Annotated in this window: 15 protein-coding genes, 3 tRNA genes and 1 other RNA gene; 11 read left to right on the top strand and 8 right to left on the bottom strand. The window is 69.8% G+C overall.

The genetic code is table 11. From position 1 onward, the window contains the following. Position 1: 1 nt before the first annotated feature. The 3 genes from HRL51_RS06655 to HRL51_RS06645 form a co-directional block, all read right to left on the bottom strand. Positions 2-250, bottom strand: coding sequence for an acyl carrier protein (locus tag HRL51_RS06655; protein ID WP_172120167.1), 249 nt, complete (start codon positions 248-250; stop codon positions 2-4). 144 nt (positions 251-394) lie between these two features. Next, on the bottom strand, positions 395-1435 hold the full coding sequence (locus tag HRL51_RS06650; protein ID WP_172120166.1) for an ACP S-malonyltransferase: 1041 nt from the start codon (positions 1433-1435) through the stop codon (positions 395-397). Then, entirely contained in the window at positions 1432-2610 is a 1179-nt protein-coding gene (locus tag HRL51_RS06645; protein WP_172120165.1) for a PucR family transcriptional regulator, read from the bottom strand. The genes HRL51_RS06650 and HRL51_RS06645 overlap by 4 nt, the downstream gene beginning before the upstream one ends. Before the next feature lie 259 nt (positions 2611-2869). Between HRL51_RS06645 and aspA the strand changes: the two genes are divergently transcribed. Then, the gene (aspA, locus tag HRL51_RS06640; protein WP_172193489.1) at positions 2870-4354 is read left to right on the top strand and encodes an aspartate ammonia-lyase; all 1485 of its coding nucleotides are present in this window, start codon (positions 2870-2872) and stop codon (positions 4352-4354) included. A gap of 105 nt (positions 4355-4459) precedes the next feature. Here the strand turns inward: aspA and aceE are convergent, their stop codons facing one another. Next, entirely contained in the window at positions 4460-7219 is a 2760-nt protein-coding gene (aceE, locus tag HRL51_RS06635) for a pyruvate dehydrogenase (acetyl-transferring), homodimeric type (RefSeq protein WP_172193487.1), read from the bottom strand. A 319-nt stretch (positions 7220-7538) separates the two neighbouring features. Between aceE and HRL51_RS06630 the strand changes: the two genes are divergently transcribed. From HRL51_RS06630 to HRL51_RS06600, 7 genes are all read left to right on the top strand, one after another. After that, entirely contained in the window at positions 7539-7943 is a 405-nt protein-coding gene (locus HRL51_RS06630) for a DUF3052 domain-containing protein (RefSeq protein ID WP_172193485.1), read from the top strand. Between the two features lie 108 nt (positions 7944-8051). Next, positions 8052-8127 (top strand) — tRNA-Val (locus tag HRL51_RS06625). An 80-nt stretch (positions 8128-8207) separates the two neighbouring features. Next, positions 8208-8603, top strand: coding sequence for a VOC family protein (locus HRL51_RS06620; protein WP_172193484.1), 396 nt, complete (start codon positions 8208-8210; stop codon positions 8601-8603). An 82-nt stretch (positions 8604-8685) separates the two neighbouring features. Beyond that, positions 8686-8776 (top strand) — tRNA-Ile (locus HRL51_RS06615). A 17-nt stretch (positions 8777-8793) separates the two neighbouring features. Then, positions 8794-8875: transfer RNA gene (locus HRL51_RS06610), tRNA-Leu, on the top strand. Positions 8876-9066: 191 nt separating this feature from the next. Next, on the top strand, positions 9067-9906 hold the full coding sequence (locus tag HRL51_RS06605; protein WP_172193482.1) for a Nif3-like dinuclear metal center hexameric protein: 840 nt from the start codon (positions 9067-9069) through the stop codon (positions 9904-9906). Positions 9907-9934: 28 nt separating this feature from the next. Further along, positions 9935-10669: a zinc ribbon domain-containing protein gene (locus HRL51_RS06600; RefSeq protein ID WP_172193475.1), complete on the top strand. Its 735-nt coding sequence runs from the start codon at positions 9935-9937 to the stop codon at positions 10667-10669. 39 nt (positions 10670-10708) lie between these two features. On the opposite strand, the gene HRL51_RS06595 is transcribed toward HRL51_RS06600, so the two are convergent. Continuing rightward, a complete protein-coding gene (locus tag HRL51_RS06595) occupies positions 10709-11506 on the bottom strand; it encodes a YaaA family protein (protein WP_172193473.1) in 798 nt (265 codons plus the stop codon). Positions 11507-11540: 34 nt separating this feature from the next. On the opposite strand from HRL51_RS06595, the gene rnpB reads away from it, so the two are divergent. Further along, positions 11541-11929: RNase P RNA component class A (gene rnpB / locus HRL51_RS06590), an RNA gene on the top strand. Between the two features lie 120 nt (positions 11930-12049). On the opposite strand, the gene HRL51_RS06585 is transcribed toward rnpB, so the two are convergent. The 3 genes from HRL51_RS06585 to panB all read right to left on the bottom strand — a co-directional run bounded on the left by HRL51_RS06585 (position 12050) and on the right by panB (position 15055). Then, on the bottom strand, positions 12050-13072 hold the full coding sequence (locus HRL51_RS06585; RefSeq protein ID WP_172119967.1) for a hypothetical protein: 1023 nt from the start codon (positions 13070-13072) through the stop codon (positions 12050-12052). A gap of 97 nt (positions 13073-13169) precedes the next feature. Next, the gene (gene map, locus HRL51_RS06580) at positions 13170-13949 is read right to left on the bottom strand and encodes a type I methionyl aminopeptidase (protein ID WP_413228072.1); all 780 of its coding nucleotides are present in this window, start codon (positions 13947-13949) and stop codon (positions 13170-13172) included. Between the two features lie 191 nt (positions 13950-14140). Then, the gene (gene panB / locus HRL51_RS06575) at positions 14141-15055 is read right to left on the bottom strand and encodes a 3-methyl-2-oxobutanoate hydroxymethyltransferase (RefSeq protein WP_172120156.1); all 915 of its coding nucleotides are present in this window, start codon (positions 15053-15055) and stop codon (positions 14141-14143) included. Positions 15056-15189: 134 nt separating this feature from the next. On the opposite strand from panB, the gene HRL51_RS06570 reads away from it, so the two are divergent. Both HRL51_RS06570 and HRL51_RS06565 read left to right on the top strand, forming a co-directional pair. Further along, positions 15190-16521 carry a glutamine synthetase family protein gene (locus HRL51_RS06570; protein WP_172193470.1) on the top strand — a complete coding sequence of 444 codons (1332 nt, stop codon included), beginning with the start codon at positions 15190-15192 and terminating at the stop codon, positions 16519-16521. Then, on the top strand, positions 16469-20032 hold the full coding sequence (locus HRL51_RS06565; protein ID WP_172193469.1) for a bifunctional [glutamine synthetase] adenylyltransferase/[glutamine synthetase]-adenylyl-L-tyrosine phosphorylase: 3564 nt from the start codon (positions 16469-16471) through the stop codon (positions 20030-20032). Before HRL51_RS06570 ends, HRL51_RS06565 begins: the two co-directional genes overlap by 53 nt. Positions 20033-20063: the final 31 nt, after the last annotated feature.

The raw sequence follows: 20063 nt of genomic DNA, 5'->3' as shown, positions 1-20063 counted from the left end.
CTCAGCCCTGCTTCTGCGAGGTCACGAGCTCGACGAGCGAGCCGACGGTCGGCAGGGTGGGGATGAGGGAGTCGTCGAGCGTGACGCCGAAGCGCTCCTCGACCTGGGTGGCGATGGTGAGCAGGCCCAGGGAGTCGATGTCGAGGTCGTCGGCGAACCGGGAGCCCGGCGTGATCGTGGAGGGCTCGACGCCGGCCTCCTCCGCGGTGATCTCGGCGACAGCGGCGAGGACGTCGGTCTGCTCGGGCATCAGGGTCTCCTAGAGTGATGAGGTTGATGGGTCAGTGACTGCGGTGCCGGCGACGGGCTGCCCCGTGCGGCTGGTGCGAGCGCTACCGGTCATTGTGTCCTAAGAGCGGGGCCCGGGGGAACCTGCGGTGGTTCTGGCTGGTGGTCAGGCCGGGGCGGGTGGGGTCAGCTCGTCCTCGGGGGAACGAAGACGGGTCAGGTGCGCGTCCGGCAGGTCCCGGCGTGCGAAGCCGGCCAGGGCTCCGGCCGGTGCGAGCTCGATGAGCCACGTGGCACCTTGCGCCGCCAGGGTGTCCTGAACCAGATCCCAGCGCACGGGGGCGGTGATCTTGGCCGGCACCACCTCCACCAGGCCGTCTGATCCTTCCGGGGGAAGGTGAGCGACGCCGTCGGAGTCGTCGATGAGTACAGCGGTGGGGTGGCGTCGGGGAAGCCGGGCGACGGCGTCGGCCACCTCGGCTCGGGCACCCGCCATGGCAGGGGAGTGGAAGGCCCCGGCTACCGCCAGGGGCAGCGCGCGTACACCCGCAGGAGGCGCGAGCGCCGCAAGCGCCTCACGGCTTCCCGAGGCCACGACCTGCGAGGCCCCGTTGACGTTGGCCGCAGCCAGTCCCGCCCTGGCGACGGCCTCCAGGACCTCCTCCCTCCTGCCACCGACCAGTGCGGTCATGCCACCGTCGTGCTCACGCGCGCACCGGGCCATCGCCCGTCCGCGCAGCGTAGCCAGCCCGACGGCCTGCGCGGGGGAGAGCACGCCGGCGAGGGCCAGTGCGGTGAGGTATCCGAGGGAGTGCCCGGCGACCAGCGGTACTGAGCGGCCAGGCTCCTGAGTGAGGCCAGGGTGGACGAGGACCGGTTGAGCCAGACCTGTCGCGACAGCACAGGCGAGGGAGGTCGCCACGGTCAGCGGCTGGGCGATCTCCGTGGGGCGCAGCTCCTCGGCCTGTCCCTGGCTGCCCAGGACCTCCAGGTCGGTTCCTGCGGCCTGGCTCATGGCGGCCAGCATGCCGGGGCAGCGGTCCTCGGCAGCACCGAGCCAGGGCGTGAGCATGCCCGGGCGCTGAGAGCCCTGTCCCGGGCACAGGACGGCGGCGCCAGCCGGAAGGCTGAGAGCCAGGAGCGTGTCGTGGGCAGCGGGAGCGGCGCACTGCGCAGGGGCGTACGCAGGCGGTGGCGTCGTCTTCACGGCTGCTCGCTCTCACGCAGGCGGCCGGCGATGATCGCCAGGTGCAGGACCAGGCTGTCGCGGGCATCGGTGGCGTCCCACCCCGTGACCTCACTGACCCGTCCCAGCCGGTATCGCACGGTGTTGGCGTGGACGAACAGCTCGCGTGCGGTAGCCTCCAGGCTCCTGCCCAGAGCGAGGTAGGTCGCCACCGTCTCCTCAAAGGGTTCTCCCATGGCGCGTAGCGGTTCGCGGACCAAGGTCTCGACCCGCTCGGCGGCGAGCTCGTCGCCCAGCAGCAGACGCTCAGGCAGGAGGTCGTCGGCGCGGACGGGGCTGGGGGCCTGTGCCCAGCCCGGCAGGGCGCGTAGGCCGGCCATGGCCGAGCGCAGCGAACGGCCCGCCTGGCTCACGCCGCCCACCACTGGTCCGAGCACCGCGACGCCGTCGAGCTGGCGGGCGATCGTGGTGGCCGCGGCGTCGACCGCCTGCTCAGGGCTGCCTGAGGGCTGAGCGCCTTCGGACAACCCGCCCAGGATGACGATGACCGAGTCCCCGCGCACGGAGACCAGACAGTCGTGGGCGTGCTGGCGTCCCTCGTGGCGCAGCCGGGAGGCGGCGATCGCGTCCAGGCTCGCACGAGCCGCGATGGCGACCACCGGACCCGTTCCACTCCATCCGGCCGACCCAGCGCGGGAGACGGTCTCCTCGGGGGAGTCGTGGAGCATGGAGTCCACAGCGACCGACTCAAGGCGGGCGTCCCAGGCGCCGCGAGCCTCTGCGGCCTGGGCGTAGACCTCCGCGGCTGCGAAGCCGACGTCGCGACCGAAGGTGAGGGCCAGGACGGTCAGGACGTCGTGGTCCTCCTCGGGAACGGCCTGCGGGGCCTCCTCGACCACCACGTCGAGGGCCGTGCGCACGAGGCTGAGGGTCTGCTCCAGGGTGATGACGCCTGTCAGGGCCGCCGGCGCCACGGAGAAGATCTTGCCCGGCGCGCCGGCGGTGTCCGGGAACTCGATGGAGTCGACGAACATGGTCACGCCCAGCCGTGCGACGGCTGCGATCTGCTTGCGTGAGGAGTCAGCCAGCGTGCGGTACCACGGGTGCGCGGCACTGATACGGTCCAGGGCGTGCTCGATGATGGGCTCCTGGGCCTGGCGCAGGGCAGCGACCGCGGGTGCACTGAGGTCCTTCATGCACGAGAGCCTAGCCTGCGGAGCCGACGTGAGAACCGGAGGGACCGGCTCCGTTTATAGGAATCCCACAGAAACGAGGGATTTCGTACGGGCCTGCGTCGATCTGGGGCCAAGGTCCGTGGATGCCGTCGAGGACATGAGCCTCATGGTGCCTGAAGACCTCGGCCGGGTCGTTAGGCTTAGACGTGCGACACGGCGCTGGGCCGTGCGCAGACCGTCAACGTCGACGTGCGCCTGACGCGCACTTGGAGGAATCACGATGTCGCAGGCCACCCGTACCGAGGAAGACCTCCTCGGTCCCCGCGAGGTACCTCTTGAGGCCTACTGGGGTATCCACACCCTGCGTGCCCAGGAGAACTACCAGATCTCTGGCGTCACCATCGGGGAGGAGCCCGCGTTCATCCGTGGGATGGTGCAGGTCAAGAAGGCCTCGGCGCTGGCCAACCACCAGCTGGGGACGCTCCCCGACGAGGTGGCCGACGCGATCGTGTGGGCCTGTGACCAGGTGCTCGATGACGGGCGCTGCCTGGACCAGTTCCCCATCGACGTCTTCCAGGGCGGGGCCGGCACGAGCGTCAACATGAACACCAACGAGGTGATCGCCAACCTCGCGCTGGAGCACCTGGGGTATGCCAAGGGGCGTTACGACGTCGTCAACCCCAACGACCACGTCAACAAGTCCCAGTCGACCAACGACGCCTACCCCTCTGGGTTCCGCCTGGGCCTGTACGCCCAGGTCGAGAGCCTGCTGGCTGAGCTGGACCGTCTCATTGACGCCCTGGCCTCCAAGGGCGCGCAGTTCAAGGACGTGCTCAAGATGGGGCGCACCCAGCTCCAGGACGCCGTGCCGATGAGCCTGGGACAGGAGCTCGAGGCCTTCAGCGTGCTGCTGGGGGAGGAGATTCCGCGTCTGCGGGCCAACTCCTCGCTCCTGCTGGAGGTCAACCTCGGCGCCACGGCGATCGGTACCGGTCTCAACACACCCGAGGGCTACCAGGACAGCGTGGTGCACTTCCTCCAGGAGATTACCGGCCTGCCGATCAAGGGTGCTGAGAACCTCATGGAGGCCACCAGCGACACCGGCGCCTACGTGTCGATGCACGCGGCCATCAAGCGCCTGGCGGTCAAGCTGTCGAAGATCTGCAACGACCTGCGGCTCCTGTCCTCTGGGCCGCGAGCAGGACTCGGCGAGATCCGCCTGCCCGAGCGGGCTGCCGGCTCCTCCATCATGCCCGCCAAGGTCAACCCCGTGATCCCTGAGGTCGTCAACCAGGTCTGCTTCAAGGTCATCGGCAACGACGTCGCGCTCACCTTCGCGGCCGAGGCAGGCCAGCTCCAGCTCAACGTCATGGAGCCGGTCATCGGCCAGACGAGCTTTGAGTCGATCCGTCTGCTCACCCACGCCATGCGCACCCTGCGCGAGCTGTGCGTCATCGGTATCGAGGCCAACGAGGAGGTGTGCCGCGACAACGTCCTGAGCTCCATCGGGATCGTCACCTACCTCAACGAGGTGATTGGCCACCACAACGGTGACCTGGTGGGACGCGAGTGCGCACGTTCAGGGCGCAACGTGCGCGAGGTGGTCCTGGAGATGGGGCTGCTGGACGAGAAGACGCTGGACGAGCTGCTGAGCGTGGACAACCTGCTGCGCCCGCGCTACCGCGACATGCGTTACTACTCCGGCTCCGACCCGTCGGTGCCTTGCACCCCGGCCGAGGACACCGAGGACACTGACCAGGACTGACACCGGCGCCTGGCGCGTAGAGGCGAACGCGTGAGTGCGGCCGGGTGAAGGGCCTGAAACCCCTTCACCCGGCCGCACTCACGCGTTCCGCTAGAACAGCAGCCCTCAGGCCTCGCCGCCCTGGCCGCCGGAGGTACCGGCGTTGACGTCCTCAAGGTTGTAGCGCTTAATCGCCTGGGCCACGACCTCGCGGTCGATCTTGCCCTGCTGCGCCAGAGCCTGCAGCGCCTTGACGACGACGGAGTCGGCGTCGATGAGGTAGTGACGGCGGGCAGCGGCGCGGGTGTCGGAGAAGCCGAAGCCGTCAGCACCCAGTACGTGGTAGTCACCGGGGACCCACGGGCGAATGAGGTCCGGCACCGCGTGGTCGAAGTCGCTGGTGGCGATGAAGGGCCCGGTAGCCCCAGAGAGCCTGTCCGTCACGTACGGCATCTGCTGGTCAGCCGTGGGGTGGAGGAAGTTGTGCTTGTCGGCCTCCAGGGCCTCACGACGCAGCTCGCCCCAGGAGGTCACCGACCACGCGCTGGCGCGCACGCCCCAGTCCTCTGCCAGGATCCGCTGCGCCTCGACGATCCACGGGACCCCGACGCCGGAGGCCAGCAGCTGGACCTCGGGGCCGTCACCAGCCGGCGCGTCCGCGATCTTGTGCAGACCCTTGATGATGCCCTCGACGTCGACGTCCTCAGGCTCGGCCGGCTGGACGATCGGCTCGTTGTACACCGTGAGGTAGTACATGATGTTGCGGTTGCGGCCAGAGTCGGGGCCGTACCAGCGCTCCAGGGCGTCACGCACGATGTGGCGGATCTCGTAGGCGTAGGCCGGGTCGTAGGAGACGAAGGCCTCGTTGGTCCAGGCGATGAGCGGGGAGTGGCCGTCCATGTGCTGGGTGCCCTCACCGGTCAGCGTCGTGCGACCGGCGGTGGCGCCGATGACGAAGCCACGGGCCAGCTGGTCGCCGGCGGCCCAGAACTGGTCGCCGGTGCGCTGGAAGCCGAACATCGAGTAGAAGATGTAGACCGGGATCATCGGCTCGCCGTGGGTGGCGTAGCTGGTGCCCGCCACCTGGAACAGCGAGGCGGACCCTGCCTCGTTGATGCCGGTGTGCATGAGCTGGCCGGAGGTGGACTCGCGGTAGGACAGCATCATGTCCGCGTCCACCGGCGTGTAGCTCTGTCCCTGGGTGTTGAAGATCTTCTTCGTCGGGAACAGGGACTCCAGGCCGAAGGTACGAGACTCGTCCGGCACGATCGGCACGAAGCGGCGGCCGATGCTCTTGTCCTTGATGAGCTCCTTGAGCAGGCGGACAAAGGCCATCGTCGAGGCGACCTCCTGCTTGCCCGAGCCGGACTTGAGGATGTCGTAGACCTTGTCACCGGGCAGCTCGAGCTCGGTGCCGGCGTCGCGGCGCTCGGGGACGAAGCCCCCGAGCTGGCGACGGCGCTCAAGCATGTAGAGCAGAGCAGGGTCGTCCGGTGCGGGCTTGTAGTACGGAGGACGGGTGGGGTCGGCCTCCAGCTGCTCGTCCGTGATCGGGATGTGCAGCCGGTCGCGCAGGCCCTTGAGGTCGTCAAGCTTGAGCTTCTTCATCTGGTGGGTCGCGTTGCGGCCCGCGAAGTGGGAGCCCAGCAGGTAGCCCTTGACCGTGTGGGCCAGGACGACCGTGGGCTGGCCCTTGTGCTCCATGGCGGCCTTGTAGGCGGCGTACATCTTGCGGTAGTCGTTACCACCGCGCTGCAGGGCCCAGATCTCCTCGTCGGTCCAGTCCTTGACCAGCTCGGCCGTGCGCGGGTCCCGGTTGAAGAAGTGCTCGCGCACGTAGGCGCCGTCGTTGGCCTTGAAGGTCTGGTAGTCGCCGTCGAGCGTCTCCATCATGAGGTGCTCAAGGGCGTGGTCCTTGTCAGCAGCCAGCAGCTGGTCCCAGCCGCGGCCCCAGATGACCTTGATGACGTTCCAGCCGGCGCCCTTGAAGAAGGCCTCCAGCTCCTGGATGATCTTGCCGTTGCCGCGCACCGGGCCGTCCAGGCGCTGCAGGTTGCAGTTGACCACGAAGGTGAGGTTGTCCAGCTGCTGGGAGGCAGCGAGCTGGAGCATGCCGCGTGACTCCGGCTCGTCCATCTCGCCGTCGCCCAGGAACGCCCAGGTGTGCTGCTGGGAGGTGTCCTTGATCCCTGCGCCCTGCAGGTACTTGTCGAACCAGGCCTGGTAGATGGCCTCAGAGGGCCCCAGACCCATGGAGACGGTGGGGTACTCCCAGAAGTCCTCCATACGCCGTGGGTGGGGGTAGGAGGGCAGGCCGCGTCCGTCGGTGGCGGCGGGGTGGGAGTACTCCTGGCGGAAGCCGTCGAGGTCCTCCTCGGTCAGACGTCCCTCGAGGAAGGCACGGGCGTAGTTGCCGGGGGAGGCGTGGCCCTGGAAGAAGACGTGGTCGCCGCCGCCGGGGTGGTCCTTGCCGCGGAAGAAGTGGTTGAGTCCGACCTCGTAGAGGGTGGCGGTCGAGGCGTAGGAGGAGATGTGGCCGCCCACGCCGATGCCCGGGCGCTGGGCGCGGGTCACCATGACCGCGGCGTTCCAGCGGTTCCACCGGCGGTAGGTGCGCTCGGCGTCCTCGTCGCCAGGGAAGTAGGGCTCGTCGGCGACGTCGATAGTGTTGACGTAGGGGGTCGTCGTCTGTGAGGGGACAGCGACGTTCTTGCGCCTTGCCTCTGCCAGCATCGACAGCAGGATGAAGCGTGCCCGGGGGCCACCCTTCTCCTGGATGAGGGCGTCAAGGGAATCGCGCCACTCCTTGGTCTCCTCGGGGTCGTTGTCGGTGACCTTGGTCAGGAGGCCGTCGATGAGCGGCGTGGAGTCACTGGTCGGGCTCACGTGTTCCTCTTTCCTCGCTTCGGTGCGGTGGCAGCTCAGACTCACGTCGGCATCGTGCCGGCGAGCCCGGCCGGGTCGCATGGACTGTAGTCCACCACAAATCTACGACCTTTCGGCCGCGGCGTCGCCTGAGCGACGGGAAGAAGGTCCCAGTTTCGCTGTGAGGTCACACACCGAGATCGTGGTACGCGTGGGGGCTTGCGTCTGAGGGGTCACATGCTGTGGGCTAGACTCCGTAGCGCCCCACGGGGTACTGGAAACCGCGCCAACGCGCACGAGAACGGGACGCACCGCGAGCCCGAGGGACGGAGAGACGACAGTGGCGAGCACAGCAGGTGGAGCCTTCGGCTTCACCTCCGGCCTCATCATCCAGGAGTTCGGCTACGACGACGACGTCGACGACGAGCTCCGCGCGGCCGCGGAGGCGCTGACCGGCACCGAGCTGGTCGACGAGGACTACGAGGACGTTGCTGACTCCGCCATCGTGTGGTGGCGTGACGACGACGGCGACGTCGACGACCTGACGGACCTGCTGGTGGACGCACAGGCCAACCTCGACGGTGACGGCGTCATCTGGGTCCTGACCCCGAAGGCTCGTACCGCCGGCGCGGTGCCGGCCTCGGACGTGGAGGAGGCGGCCCGCACCGCCGGCATGCACGCCACCTCCGTGGCCGCCATGGGCGCGCGCTGGAGCGGTATCCGTATCTCCAGCCGGAGGCACTGACCTCCCGGTACCTGTCGCCGGCGCTCGCCACGCCGGCTCGCCTGCGGGATGACACCCCTGGGCGAGAGGTGCCGTATGCTTCGGCGGGTGCCCGCTCGCGGGCGCGTAGGACCTGTAGCTCAGCTGGTAGAGCAACGCGTTTACACCGCGTCGGTCGTCGGTTCGAGTCCGGCCGGGTCCACCACAGACGTCTGGTTGCGACCAGGGCCGTTCGTCATTGCTGAGCCACACAGGTCCGGGGATATCTCGACATACGATGACGGCATGAGCAGCGTCGTGCACCACATTGAGCTGTGGACAATGAGTCTCGAGGAGACGGCGCCGTCCTTTGACTGGCTCCTGACTGAGCTCGGCTGGGTCCCGGAGCGCGACCCGGCCTGGGCGGTCGGCCGTATCTGGCGTCACCCGAGCGGTGTCTACCTGGTGCTGGAGCAGTCACCCGACGTGTCCGGAGCCCATGAGCGGACCCGTGCCGGTCTCAACCACCTCGCCCTGCTCGTCAGCGATCGAGGACGGCTCGACGACCTGCGTGGGCAGGCTGACCAGCACGGTTGGCGGGAGATGTTCAGCGAGCACTACCCGCATGCTGGCGGACCCGATCACACGGCGCTGTTCATTGAGAACAACGAGGGTCTTGAGATCGAGCTCGTGGTCTGCTGAGACATGGACCTGGCTCCTGCCGTCTGTCGGACGACGGTGGGGTAGTCTCGCCTGGTCGGAACGCCTCAGGGCGTGAGGACACGCCCCCATAGCTCAGTGGTTAGAGCAGCGAGCTTATACCTCGTCCGTGCCTGATAAGCACATGGTCCTGGGTTCGAGTCCCAGTGGGGGTACCGGCTCGGTGAGCCACGCTCCTATGGTGGAATCGGTAGACACAGCGGCCTTAAAAGCCGATGCCTTCGGGCGTACGGGTTCGAGTCCCGTTGGGGGCACTGGACTTTTCGTCGGAATCACACGGCGCTGTCTTGTGCCGATGCGTCTCCTACCCGCGTCCTCCTTGACCGACCACTAGACCCGCTCCCGACCACCGTATTCGCGTTCCTTCCGTGGTCGGTCTGGGATGAGACGGTCGGCCGAGGTTCTCGTGGCTGGTCGCGGCACCGGCAGCCGTAGGCTTAGGCGCATGAGTGATCCCACCCCACTGACTGTCGGCGAGGTCGTCAGCCTCCTGCGCCGCATCGCCCCGAACGAGCTTGCTGAGTCCTGGGACTCCAACCGGCTCATCTGCGGCGACCCTGCGGACCCCGTGCGCACCGTGCTGCTCGCCGTCGACCCGCTGCCTGCCGTCGTCGACGAGGCGATCGAGACCGGCGTTGACATGGTGATCACCCACCACCCCCTCTTCCTGCGCGGTACCGACCACGTCTCGGCCACGTCCTCCAAGGGCCGCAGCGTCCACCGCCTCATCCGCGCCGGCATCGCCCTGGCCAACGCCCACACCTCGTGGGACTCGGCTGCCGGCGGCGTGGCTGACGCGTTGGCTGCCGCCGTGGGCCTGACCCAGACCGTGGTGCTCAGCCCGAGCGAGGCTGACCCTGAGCTTGGTATCGGACGCGTGGGGGACCTGGAGGAACCGACGACGTTGCGCGCCTTCGCCCAGACCGTGGCCGAGGCCCTGCCCGAGTCCGTCCCCGGCCTGCTCGTCGGTGGGGACCTGGACGCCCAGGTGAGCCGGATCGCCGTGTCTGGTGGCTCTGGAGACTCCTTGCTCGGCGCTGCCCGGGCAGCGGGCGCAGACGTCTTCCTGACCGCGGACCTGCGCCACCACCCGGCGACCGACCACCTGGCCGAGGGGCGCCCCTACCTGCTGTGCGGAACCCACTGGGCGACCGAGTGGGTGGGGCTGCCGCCGCTGGCCCAGCGTCTGGAGACGGACGCCGCCGCGCAGGGACGTAGACTCACCGCACAGGTCTCGCGCGTCGTCACCGACGCCTGGACCCTGAGACTGAGCACGGGCGCCTGAGGGCGCCACCAGCGGAAGGACCACCGACGTGACGCGCGCACCACTCGCCCAGCAGCGGCTGCTCATCGAGCTCCAGGCACTGGACTCCACCCTGGCGCGGCTCAGGCACGAGCGCCGGTACCTGCCCGTGCTCGCACGGATCGAGGCGACGGTGGAGCGCCTGAGGACCAACAAGCGTGAAGCGGTCATTGCTGACGCTGCGCTGGCCGACGCCAGGAAGGAGGTCACGCGCCGCGAGGACGAGGTCGGCCAGGTGGTGCGCCGTGCCGAGGTGCTGCGCGAGCGTCTGTCGTCCGGTGGCGCAGGGGCGCGGGACCTGGCCGCGATCCAGGGTGAGATCGACCAGCTCGGCCGGCGTCAGGCGGTCCTGGAGGAGGCGCAGCTCGCCGCCCTGGAGTCCCTGGAGGCGGCTCAGGGTGAGGCGGACCGTCTGGCGGAGGAGGAGGGCACGATCCGGGCGGCCGGGCGTGAGCTGACCGCTGAGCGTGACTCCGAGTTCGCACGGCTGGACGCTGCCATCACCGAGGAGCAGGGCAAGCGCGACTTCCTCGCAGGCTCCATCGCCCCTGACCTCCTGGCTGACTATGACGCCGTGCGCGCCGCCACCGGCGGGGTGGGCGCCGTGGCGCTGTACGGCCGGCGCGTCGAGGGGGCGGCAGTAGAGATCAGCCCGCAGGAGCACGCACGCATCGCCGCTGCCGACGAGGACGAGGTCATCCACGCCGAGGACGGCGACGTCATCGTCGTGCGTATGGAGCGCTGAGCTCCTGCGGCCCCGCCTGCGTACGTGCCACAGTCCTTCTCACGTCACGAGCGTGAGCTCCCTGCGTCCGCGTGAGTCCGCCTCGCTGAGCCTCGTCCCGCGTACGCCCTGGATCTCGGCGGCCAGGGCGACGACGTCGTCGACACCGGCGTCCTGGGGCAGCAGCCCCTGTGCGCGGGCACGAACCAGCGCTCCGGCCAGCAGCCCGCGTGCGTGCTTGGCACGGTGGGAGACGACGGCGTAGCCGCCGTCCGGCCTGCGGCTGACCACCCGTACGCCCAGCAGCTGGCTCTCGGTCCCCCTCTCCGGCTGCCAGGCGGGAGAGTAGGCCCCTGAGCGGCAGTCGACGACGACGCCGTCGGCCACCTCACTCACCGCTTGGGCGAGCCGAGGCCTCCAGAAGGAGGCCAGGCGCCCTGTGGCGGGCAGACTCACGCTCATCGACAGCCGGTGGTCCGGCAGCCGGTCCGTGGCCCGCACAGCGCCCCACAACCCGGAGAAGACGATGACCTCTCGGCTGAGGACCTCACGTGCAGCAGGGGTGCTCCCGAGCAGGGGCATCTGGGCGGCGTCAAAGAGCACACCGGTGTACAGCGCGTACGCAGGGGCGCAGGGGGCCTGCTCCAGGACGAGGTTGAGCATGACGTCATCTGCTGAGCGTGGCCCGAGCCCGAGCACGCTGGGGGCCTTGGGACCGGCACTGACTGCGGCCAGCTCGGCCATGACCGTACGGCGGGCCCCCTCCAGCCGTGAAGGCTCCCACAGGCTGCCCAGGTCCAGGACCGGGCCGGCGTCGGGTGCGGTCTTGCCCTCAGAGGGAGGTAGGAGGATGAGCACGCACCGATCTTAGGGGTAGGCTGTCCGGCGCGGACGAGCCGACCGGGCGGCCGCGGTACCGCGGGGCAACCTTCGGATCGAGGAACGTCCGGGCTCCACAGAGCAGGGCGGTGGCTAACGGCCACCCGGGGTGACTCGCGGGACAGTGCCACAGAGAACAGACTGCCGGCCGGTAGGCGACTACCGGCCGGTGAGGGTGAAACGGTGGGGTAAGAGCCCACCAGCGCTGCAGGTGACTGCAGCGGCTTGGTAAACCCCGCCCGGAGCAAGACCGCACAGCAGGCGCACGAGGGCTGCTCGCCCGAGCCTGCGGGTAGGTCGCGTGAGCCTGCTGGCAACAGCAGGCCAAGATGGATGGTCGCCACCGCCATCGCCGGTAACGGCAGGCGGCAACAGAACCCGGCGTACAGGTCGGCTCGTCCGCCCCCCAGACCTACGGGCCGACGGCGGCACGCCGACACCGGCCTCATGCGGGCACGCGTGTCAGGGGCTGCCGCCTGGACATCCCCAGGCGGCAGCCCCTGACACGCGCCGGCTGCGCAGCTACTTGGCCTGGATGTAGGTCTCGCCGGTGCCGTCGTACATCGCAGAGAAGGCTGAGGCGGCAAAGACACCGCTTCCTGCGTCCGAGGCGTTGATGACGTAGGTGAAGTACCCGGTCACTGAGCCGCCGTCACGCGGCATGTCCCGGAGATAGTAATCATCGTCCAGGAACATGCTCTGCGGGGTGTGGGTGTTACCGTCCTTGACGTAGTCCATGTCCAGCTCGAAGGGGTTGAGCTGACCAGCACCGTGGTAGGTCACCGTCACCGGCACACGCATGTAGACCTTCCCCTCGCCAGGGTCCTGGTATCCGTCGGCGAAACCTCGGTCCGCGAAGGCGGCCTTGATGGCGTCATTGGCGTCCCACTCCACCGCACCGAATGCGACGTCGATCGAGGCCTGTGGGTCATCGTCGTACATACCGGCCTTGAAGGTCACCGGCTGGGCGGGGTCAAGGGCGTCCTTCATCGACGAGCCCGGCCCCTTCGCAGCCGTGGGGGCCGTTGCCTCCTCTTCCTCAGCTCCCGGGTCCGAGTCCTGCGCAGAACCGGCCTCGGTGTCCTGGCCGGAGACCTCTACCTGCGAGGAGGAGTCCTTCCCGCTGGCCTGCGATCCCCTGGTCAGGGCCAGGAGCGCTCCTGCGGCTGTCCCCACCATGACCACGATGATGACGACGATGAGGAGCCAGAACCACCACCTGCGTGTCACTGGTGTCTTGCCGCTGCCCGGGGTGCCTACGTCAACAGGCTGCCAGCCACCCGCCGTCGGGCCTGCGGGCCCGACCGGAGCGGGTCCGGCCATGGGGAGGACCGCGGTCTGACCAGGGTAGGAGGAGGCCGAGGGAGCTGAGGGGGCTGAGCCACTCGGGCTGGCCAGGGAGGCCTGGCCCTCCTCCTCATCGACCCACAGCTGCCAACCCTCCGGGACCGGGCCCCAGGAGGGGTCCGGCTGCCACCCGGGCGGTGGGACAAAGCCCTCCGGGGGAGCAGGCCAGTTCGGTGGCGGGTTGAAGCGTGGCGACATGGGCGGTATCTCCTGGGAGGGGTTCACGGGAACGTGCATGGCGTTATACACCTGGCACAGCACAGGATGCTACAGGCACCCCGCTGCTGGGACAGGATCACGGCAGGGTGAGGATGTCCGCCCCGTCCTCGGTGACCACCAGGGTGTGCTCGAACTGTGCCGTGCGCGAGCGGTCCCTGGTCAGCACCGTCCAGCCGTCCTCCCACTGCTCCCAGTCCTCGGTCCCCAGCGTGAGCATCGGCTCGATGGTGAAGACCATGCCCACCTCCATGACGTCGTCGTGGGCAGGGGCCGCGTCGTAGTGGGGGATGATGAGCCCGGAGTGGAAGGCCTCGCCGACGCCGTGCCCGGTGTAGTCTCGCACGACCCCGTAGTCAAAGCGCTTGGCGTACTTCTCGATGACGCGGCCGATGACGTTGACCTCGCGCCCCGGGCGCACGGCCTTGATGCCGCGCTCCATCGCGGTACGGGTGCGCTCAATGAGCAGGGCGGTCTCACCATCGACCTCGCCAACGGGGAAGGTAGCGTTGGTGTCCCCGTGCACCCCGTCAAGGTAGGCAGTGACGTCGAGGTTGATGAGGTCACCGTCCTTCAGGACGGTGGAGTCCGGGATCCCGTGGCAGATGACCTCGTTGACCGAGGTGCAGATCGACTTGGGGAAGCCCATGTAGCCCAGGCACGAGGGGTAGGCGCCGTGGTCGCACAGGTACTCGTGGGCGATGCGGTCCAGCTCGTCGGTGGTCACGCCCGGGGCGATGGCCTTGGCAGCCTCGGCCATGGCGCGGGCGGCCAGGCGGCCGGCCTGCCGGATACGCTCCACGGTCTCGGCGTCCTTGACGTCGGAGGCCGTCACCCGTTCAGGGCCGTCGTGGAACATGTACTCCGGGCGCGGGATCGAGCCCGGCACGTGGCGCTCAGGACTGACGACGCCCTTGGTCAGGGTGCCGCGGGGAGCCCGGTCGGCCAGTGAGGTGGTGGAGGAGGCAGCGTCGTGCTCAGTCATGGAGCCAAGCATAGGAGCACGGTCCGCGCGTGCCGATGGTGACCGGGGTGCGCGGACCGGCTGGCTCAGGAGTCGAACCAGTGCTCAGGGGCCGGGAAGGACCCGGAGCGCACGGCCTGCCCGAAGTCCTCGGCAGCCTGGCGAAGCGCCGCACCGACCTGCCCGAACTGGGCGGCGAAGCGCGGGGTCCACTCCGTCATCCCCGCCATGTCCGACCACACCAGCACCTGTCCGTCACAGCGCCCTCCGGCGCCGATTCCGATGGTCGGCACCGGTGAGAGCTCAGTGACGCGGGCAGCCACCGGATCCGGCACCATCTCCAGGACGACGGCGACGGCGCCGGCCTCGGCCAGCGCCTGGACGTCACCCACCATGCGGTCGGCAGCCTCCTCGCCACGTCCCTGGACACGGAAGCCGCCCAGGGCGTTGACCGACTGGGGGGTGAATCCCACGTGGGCCACGACCGGGATACCGGCGTCGGTCAGGGTCCGGACGGTCTGGGCGCGGGCACGGCCGCCCTCAAGCTTGACGGCGTTGGCCCCGACCTTGACCAGCCGCACCGCGCTGTCCAGCGCCTGGGCCGGCCCGGCCTCATAGGTCCCGAAGGGCAGGTCGGTGACGACGAGCGCGCGACTGGTGGCGCGCGCCACCGAGCGCGTGGCCACCACCATCTCCTCCAGCGTCACCGGCAGCGTGGAGTCGTAGCCGAGGCTGACGTTGCCGATGGAGTCGCCGACGAGCAGCATGTCAGTTCCCGCCGCGTCCAGGAGGCGCGCCGTGACGGCGTCATAGGCCGTGAGCATGACGATCTTGTCCCCGCGCTCGCGCATCTGCGCCAGGTGGTGGACGCGCACCTTCCGGGGGCTGGGGGAGCCCGAGCCAGGGGCGCCGGCGACGACGGAGCCGTAGGGCGAGGAGGTCTGCCCACCCTGGGAGGTCTGAGGGCTGTGGGACCGCGAGGACGAAGGTGTCTCAGTCATGCGCAACAGCCTAGGCCCGCACGCAGACACCCGATCCCGCGCAACGCGCCCGACACGCGCGCACGGCATGATGGTCCCCAACGACCACCCCAGGGCTGACCGCCAGCGGCCCTTGCCACAGAGAGGTTCCGAGCATGGACAAGCAGCAGGAGTACGTCCTCCGCGCGATCGAGGAGCGTGACATCCGCTTCATCCGCCTGTGGTTCACCGACGTCCTGGGCCAGCTCAAGTCCGTCGCCATCGCTCCGGCCGAGGTCGAGAGCGCCTTCGAGGAGGGGATCGGCTTCGACGGCTCGGCCATCGAGGGCCTCACGCGTGTCTTCGAGTCAGACATGCTCCTGGCTCCCGACCCCTCGACCTTCCAGATGCTGCCGTGGCGCACGGGCGCGAGCTCAGTGGCCCGTATGTTCTGCGACGTGCTGACCCCTGACGGCGAGGCTGTGCGCACCGACCCGCGCGCCGTGCTGGAGCGCCAGATCGCGCGGGTGGCTGAGGCGGGGTTCACCTGCTACATCCACCCCGAGATCGAGTTCTACCTCGTCAACCGCCACGAGGACGGCACGATCAGCCCCACCGACCACGCCGGCTACTTCGACCACGTCGCCGGTGGCACGGCCCACGAGTTCCGGCGCCGAGCCATCCTCATGCTGGAGCAGATGGGGATCTCGGTGGAGTTCTCCCACCACGAGGGCGGACCGGGACAGAACGAGATCGACCTGCGCTTCTCCGACGCCCTGTCCATGGCGGACAACATCATGACCTTCCGCGCCGTGGTCGAGGAGGTCGCGCTCCAGGAGGGGTGCATCGCGACCTTCATGCCCAAGCCCTTCGTCGGGCAGCCCGGCTCAGGCATGCACACCCACTTCTCCCTGTTCGAGGGGGACCGCAACGCCTTCTACGACCCGACCGGCCAGTACCAGCTCTCCGCGACCGGGCGGGCCTTCGTGGCAGGCCTGCTGCACCACGCCAGCGAGATCTCGGCCGTGACCAACCAGCACGTCAACTCCTACAAGCGCCTGTGGGGCGGGGACGAGGCCCCCAGCTACATCTGCTGGGGACGGTCCAACCGCTCGGCCCTGGTGCGTGTGCCCATGCACAAGCCGGGTAAGGCCCAGTCCACCCGCATCGAGTTCCGCGGGATCGACTCCTCGGCCAACCCGTACCTGGCCTTCGCGGTCATCCTGGCCGCTGGGCTGAAAGGCATCGAGGAGGGCTACGAGCTGCCCCCCGAGGCCGAGGACGACGTGTGGGCACTGTCCGACCGCGAGCGCGAGGCCCTGGGCATCGCCGCCCTGCCCACCTCGCTCAAGCGCGCCGTCGGGGCCATGGCTGAGTCCGACCTCGTGGCTGACACCCTGGGCGAGGACGCCTTTGAGTTCTTCATGCGCAACAAGCGTCATGAGTACCGGGCCTATGACGCCCAGGTCACCGACTTCGAGATCTCCCAGTTCTTCCCCAAGGCCTGACCCCGTGGCCCGGGGCACTCGCCAGCGCTCGGTGCGCTCCCAGCTGCTGGCCGCCGGGTTCCTCGACTCCGACCGGGCCCGCTCCTGCCTGGCCGACGAGGCGCTCGCCGCCCTGCTGCCGTCGGGGGACCCGGCCCCGGCGCCAGCGGCGGGGGACAGCCTGACGCCGTCGGCCGCAGGTCTGGTGTCGATGCTGGCGGAGGTGGCTGACCCGGACCTGGCGCTGCTGAGCCTGGTGCGTCTGGCTCAGGAGGTGCGTCGTCCGGGAGCGCAGCAGCAGGCAGGTGCCCGGGCGCTGCGGAGGATGCTGGCCTGCCTGGCGGCGCACGCCGACGACGTCGCCGACCCGGCCACGCAGCCGCACGCCGACACGCTCGACGACCCCGACCGACGTCACCTGGAGCGGCTGCTGGCCGTCCTGGGGGCCTCCAGCGCGCTGAGCGACTTCCTGGTCTCTCATCCTGAGCGGTTGGAGGCGCTTCACCCGGGTCGTGCCTGGCAGGCCGCTGGCGAGCGGGAGGCGGTGGAGCTGATGGGGCGGGCGGCTCGTGCCGCCCTGGCCTCCTGCGCGGACCGGCGTGAGGCTGCGACCCGTGCCAGCGCCGCCCTGCGGGTGGCGTACCGGGACCGGCTCCTGACCGTGGTGGCTGACGACCTGTGCGCTGACGACCCGGTGGCGTACAGCGAGGTCGTGGGTCGGCGTATGGCGCACCTGGCGGACGCGGCCCTGGAGACCGGGTTGCTGATCGCGCGCCACGCCGTCGGCCCCGCTGGTGACGAGGTGGCTCTCGCGGTGATCGCGATGGGCAAGACCGGGGCCTGCGAGCTCAACTACGTCTCCGACGTCGACGTCGTCTACGTCGTCGCGCCGGCTCGTTCTGGCTCTCCGCTCGCCCTCGACGACAGCGAGGAGGAACGGCTCCTGGCCACGGGTACGGCCCTGGCCACCGAGCTGGCGCGCGCGGTGTCCGCCTCGGGGACCGAGCCCCCGTTGTGGCCGCTGGACACGGGGCTGCGGCCCGAGGGCAAGGACGGCGCCCTGGTCCGGACCCTGGCCTCCTACCTGGCCTACTACGAGCGCTGGGCCTCCTCCTGGGAGTTTCAGGCCCTGCTCAAGGCACGAGCCTGTGCGGGGGACGCAGCCCTGGGACAGGCCTACGAGGAGGCGATGGCTCCGTTCGTGTGGAACGCGAGCCGACGGGAGAACTTCGTCGATGACGCCCGCGCCATGAGGCAGCGGGTGGAGCACGACTCTGAGCGTCCTGGGCACGAGGACCTCCGGATCAAGCTGGGCCCAGGGGGGCTGCGTGACGTGGAGTTCACCGTCCAGCTCCTTCAGCTCGTGCACGGTCGCGCGGACGAGTCGCTGCGTGTGCGCCCGACCCTGAGCGCCCTGGCGGCCCTGCGCGCCGGCGGCTACGTCTCTCGCGAGGACGCCGCGCTGCTGGACGAGGGGTACCGGACCCTGCGTCTGCTGGAGCACCGCAGCCAGCTCCTACGGCTGCGACGTACCCACGAGCTGCCTGGCCGGGAGGAGAACCTGCGGTGCGTGGGCCGGGGCATCGACCGTGATCACCTCGCCGCTCCTCAGGCGCTGCGCGACCTCTTTCACGCCGTGCGCCGTCGGGTGCGTCGGGTCCACGAGTCGGTCTACTACCGTCCGCTGCTGGGGGCGGCGGCGTCGTTGAGCCGTGAGGAGATGGTGATGTCTCCGCGTGCCGCCCACGAGCGGCTGGCAGCGGGAGGCTACCTCGACCCTGACGGCGCCCTGTACCACATCCAGGCACTGACTGAGGGAGTCAGCCGGCGCGCGGCCATCCAGCGCCAGCTGCTGCCGGTCATCATCGGCTGGCTGGGGGACGGTCCTGACCCTGACTCGGGTCTGCTGTCCTTCCGGCGTCTGTCCGAGGCCGTCGGTGGCTCCCACTGGTACCTGGCGATGCTGCGTGACTCCCCGGTGGCGGCGCGTCGCCTGTGCCACGTGCTGTCCGGGGCCCGCTGGACCACGGACCGGCTGGCGGAGCGTCCGGAGGCCATCGCCTGGCTCGACGACGACGCCGAGCTGCGTCCACGTGCCGGTGGCGTGCTCGCTGAGGAGGTCACCCACCTCCTACGACGACGTCTGCCAGGTCTGGTGGGACCCCACCGCACGCTCCAGGCTGAGGAGGCGGTCCGGTCGCTGCTGTCCCTGCGCTCACGTGAGCTGCTGCGGGCGGCGCTGGCTGACTCCCTGGACGGCCTGGACCCCGAGCGCGGCGCCCGGATCCTCACCGACGCCACCGACGCGGTGCTCTCGGGGGCGCTGGTGGTGGCGACGGCGCTGACGCTGGCCGAGCGCCAGGACACCGGTGCCGGTGAACCGGGCGCGGAGGTCGAGCTGCCGGGGGAGGACGGGCGGTGGCCCGGTGCCCTGGCAGACTGCGCCGTCATCGCCATGGGGCGGCTGGGTGGCTGCGAGACGACCTACGCCTCTGACGCGGACGTGCTGTTCGTCCACCGTCCCAGGCCGGGGGTTGAGGAGCGGGAGGCTGCTCGCGAGGCTGAGGCGGTGGCACGACAGACCCTGCGCCTGCTCACGCAGACCGCTCCTCATCCGCTCGTGGTGGACGCGGACCTGCGGCCGGAGGGACGGCAGGGACCGATGAGCCGGTCTCTGGAGTCCTACCGGGACTACTACGAGCGCTGGGCCAGCGCCTGGGAGCGCCAGGCGCTGCTGCGCGCCCGGGCCTGCGCCGGGGACCTGGAGACAGGGCGGGCCTTCGAGGACCTGATCGCCCCGTTGCGCTGGTCCGAGCAGGGACTCAGCAGCGGTGACGTCCGCGAGATCCGGCGGCTCAAGGCACGCATGGAGTCCGAGCGCCTGCCGCGTGGCACCGATCCCGGACGCCACCTCAAGCTCGGCCCCGGCGGGCTGAGCGACGTGGAGTGGGCGGTCCAGGTCCTCCAGCTTCAGCACGCCGGCTGCGTGGGCGGTCTGCGCACGACCTCGACCCTGACGGCGCTACGGGCGGCGGCGCTGGCGGGCTTGCTGACCGGGGCCGAGGCGACCACCCTGGTCTCAGCCTGGGAGACCGCTACCCGGCTGCGCTCGGCCAACGTCATCGGCACCGGTCGGGACTCCGGGGTACGGGTCGAGGTCCTTCCCTCTGAGCCCCGGCAGATCAGGGTGGTGGGGCGCCTGATCGGCCTGGCTCCGGGCCACGAGCGCGACCTGGAGGACACCTACCGCCGCGTGGCACGTCACGCCCGGCCGGTGGCCGAACGGCTCATCTTCGGGCAGCGCGCCAGCCAGCCCGACGATCCGGAGGCGCCACCTTCCCAGGAGGCAGGCAGCCGCTCAGCGTTCTCACCGGGCTCCTCGGCCCTGCGCGCCCCCTCCCAGCAGGGGCGTCAGTCCTCTCAGGGTAGTCCTGGCGGTCGCAGACCGACGTCCTCGTCCTCGGGCGCCGCCAGGAGCACAGGGGGCTCAGGACGTCGCCGCCCGGGTCAGGGGCCCTATCCCTGGTCCTAGGGGCGGCAGAGGTACGGGCCCTGGCAGGATA

Origin of the sequence: Actinomyces faecalis, from assembly GCF_013184985.2 — a bacterium.
Classification (GTDB): Bacteria; Actinomycetota; Actinomycetes; order Actinomycetales; family Actinomycetaceae; genus Actinomyces; species Actinomyces faecalis.
This window is presented reverse-complemented; position numbering and strand designations above follow the sequence as displayed.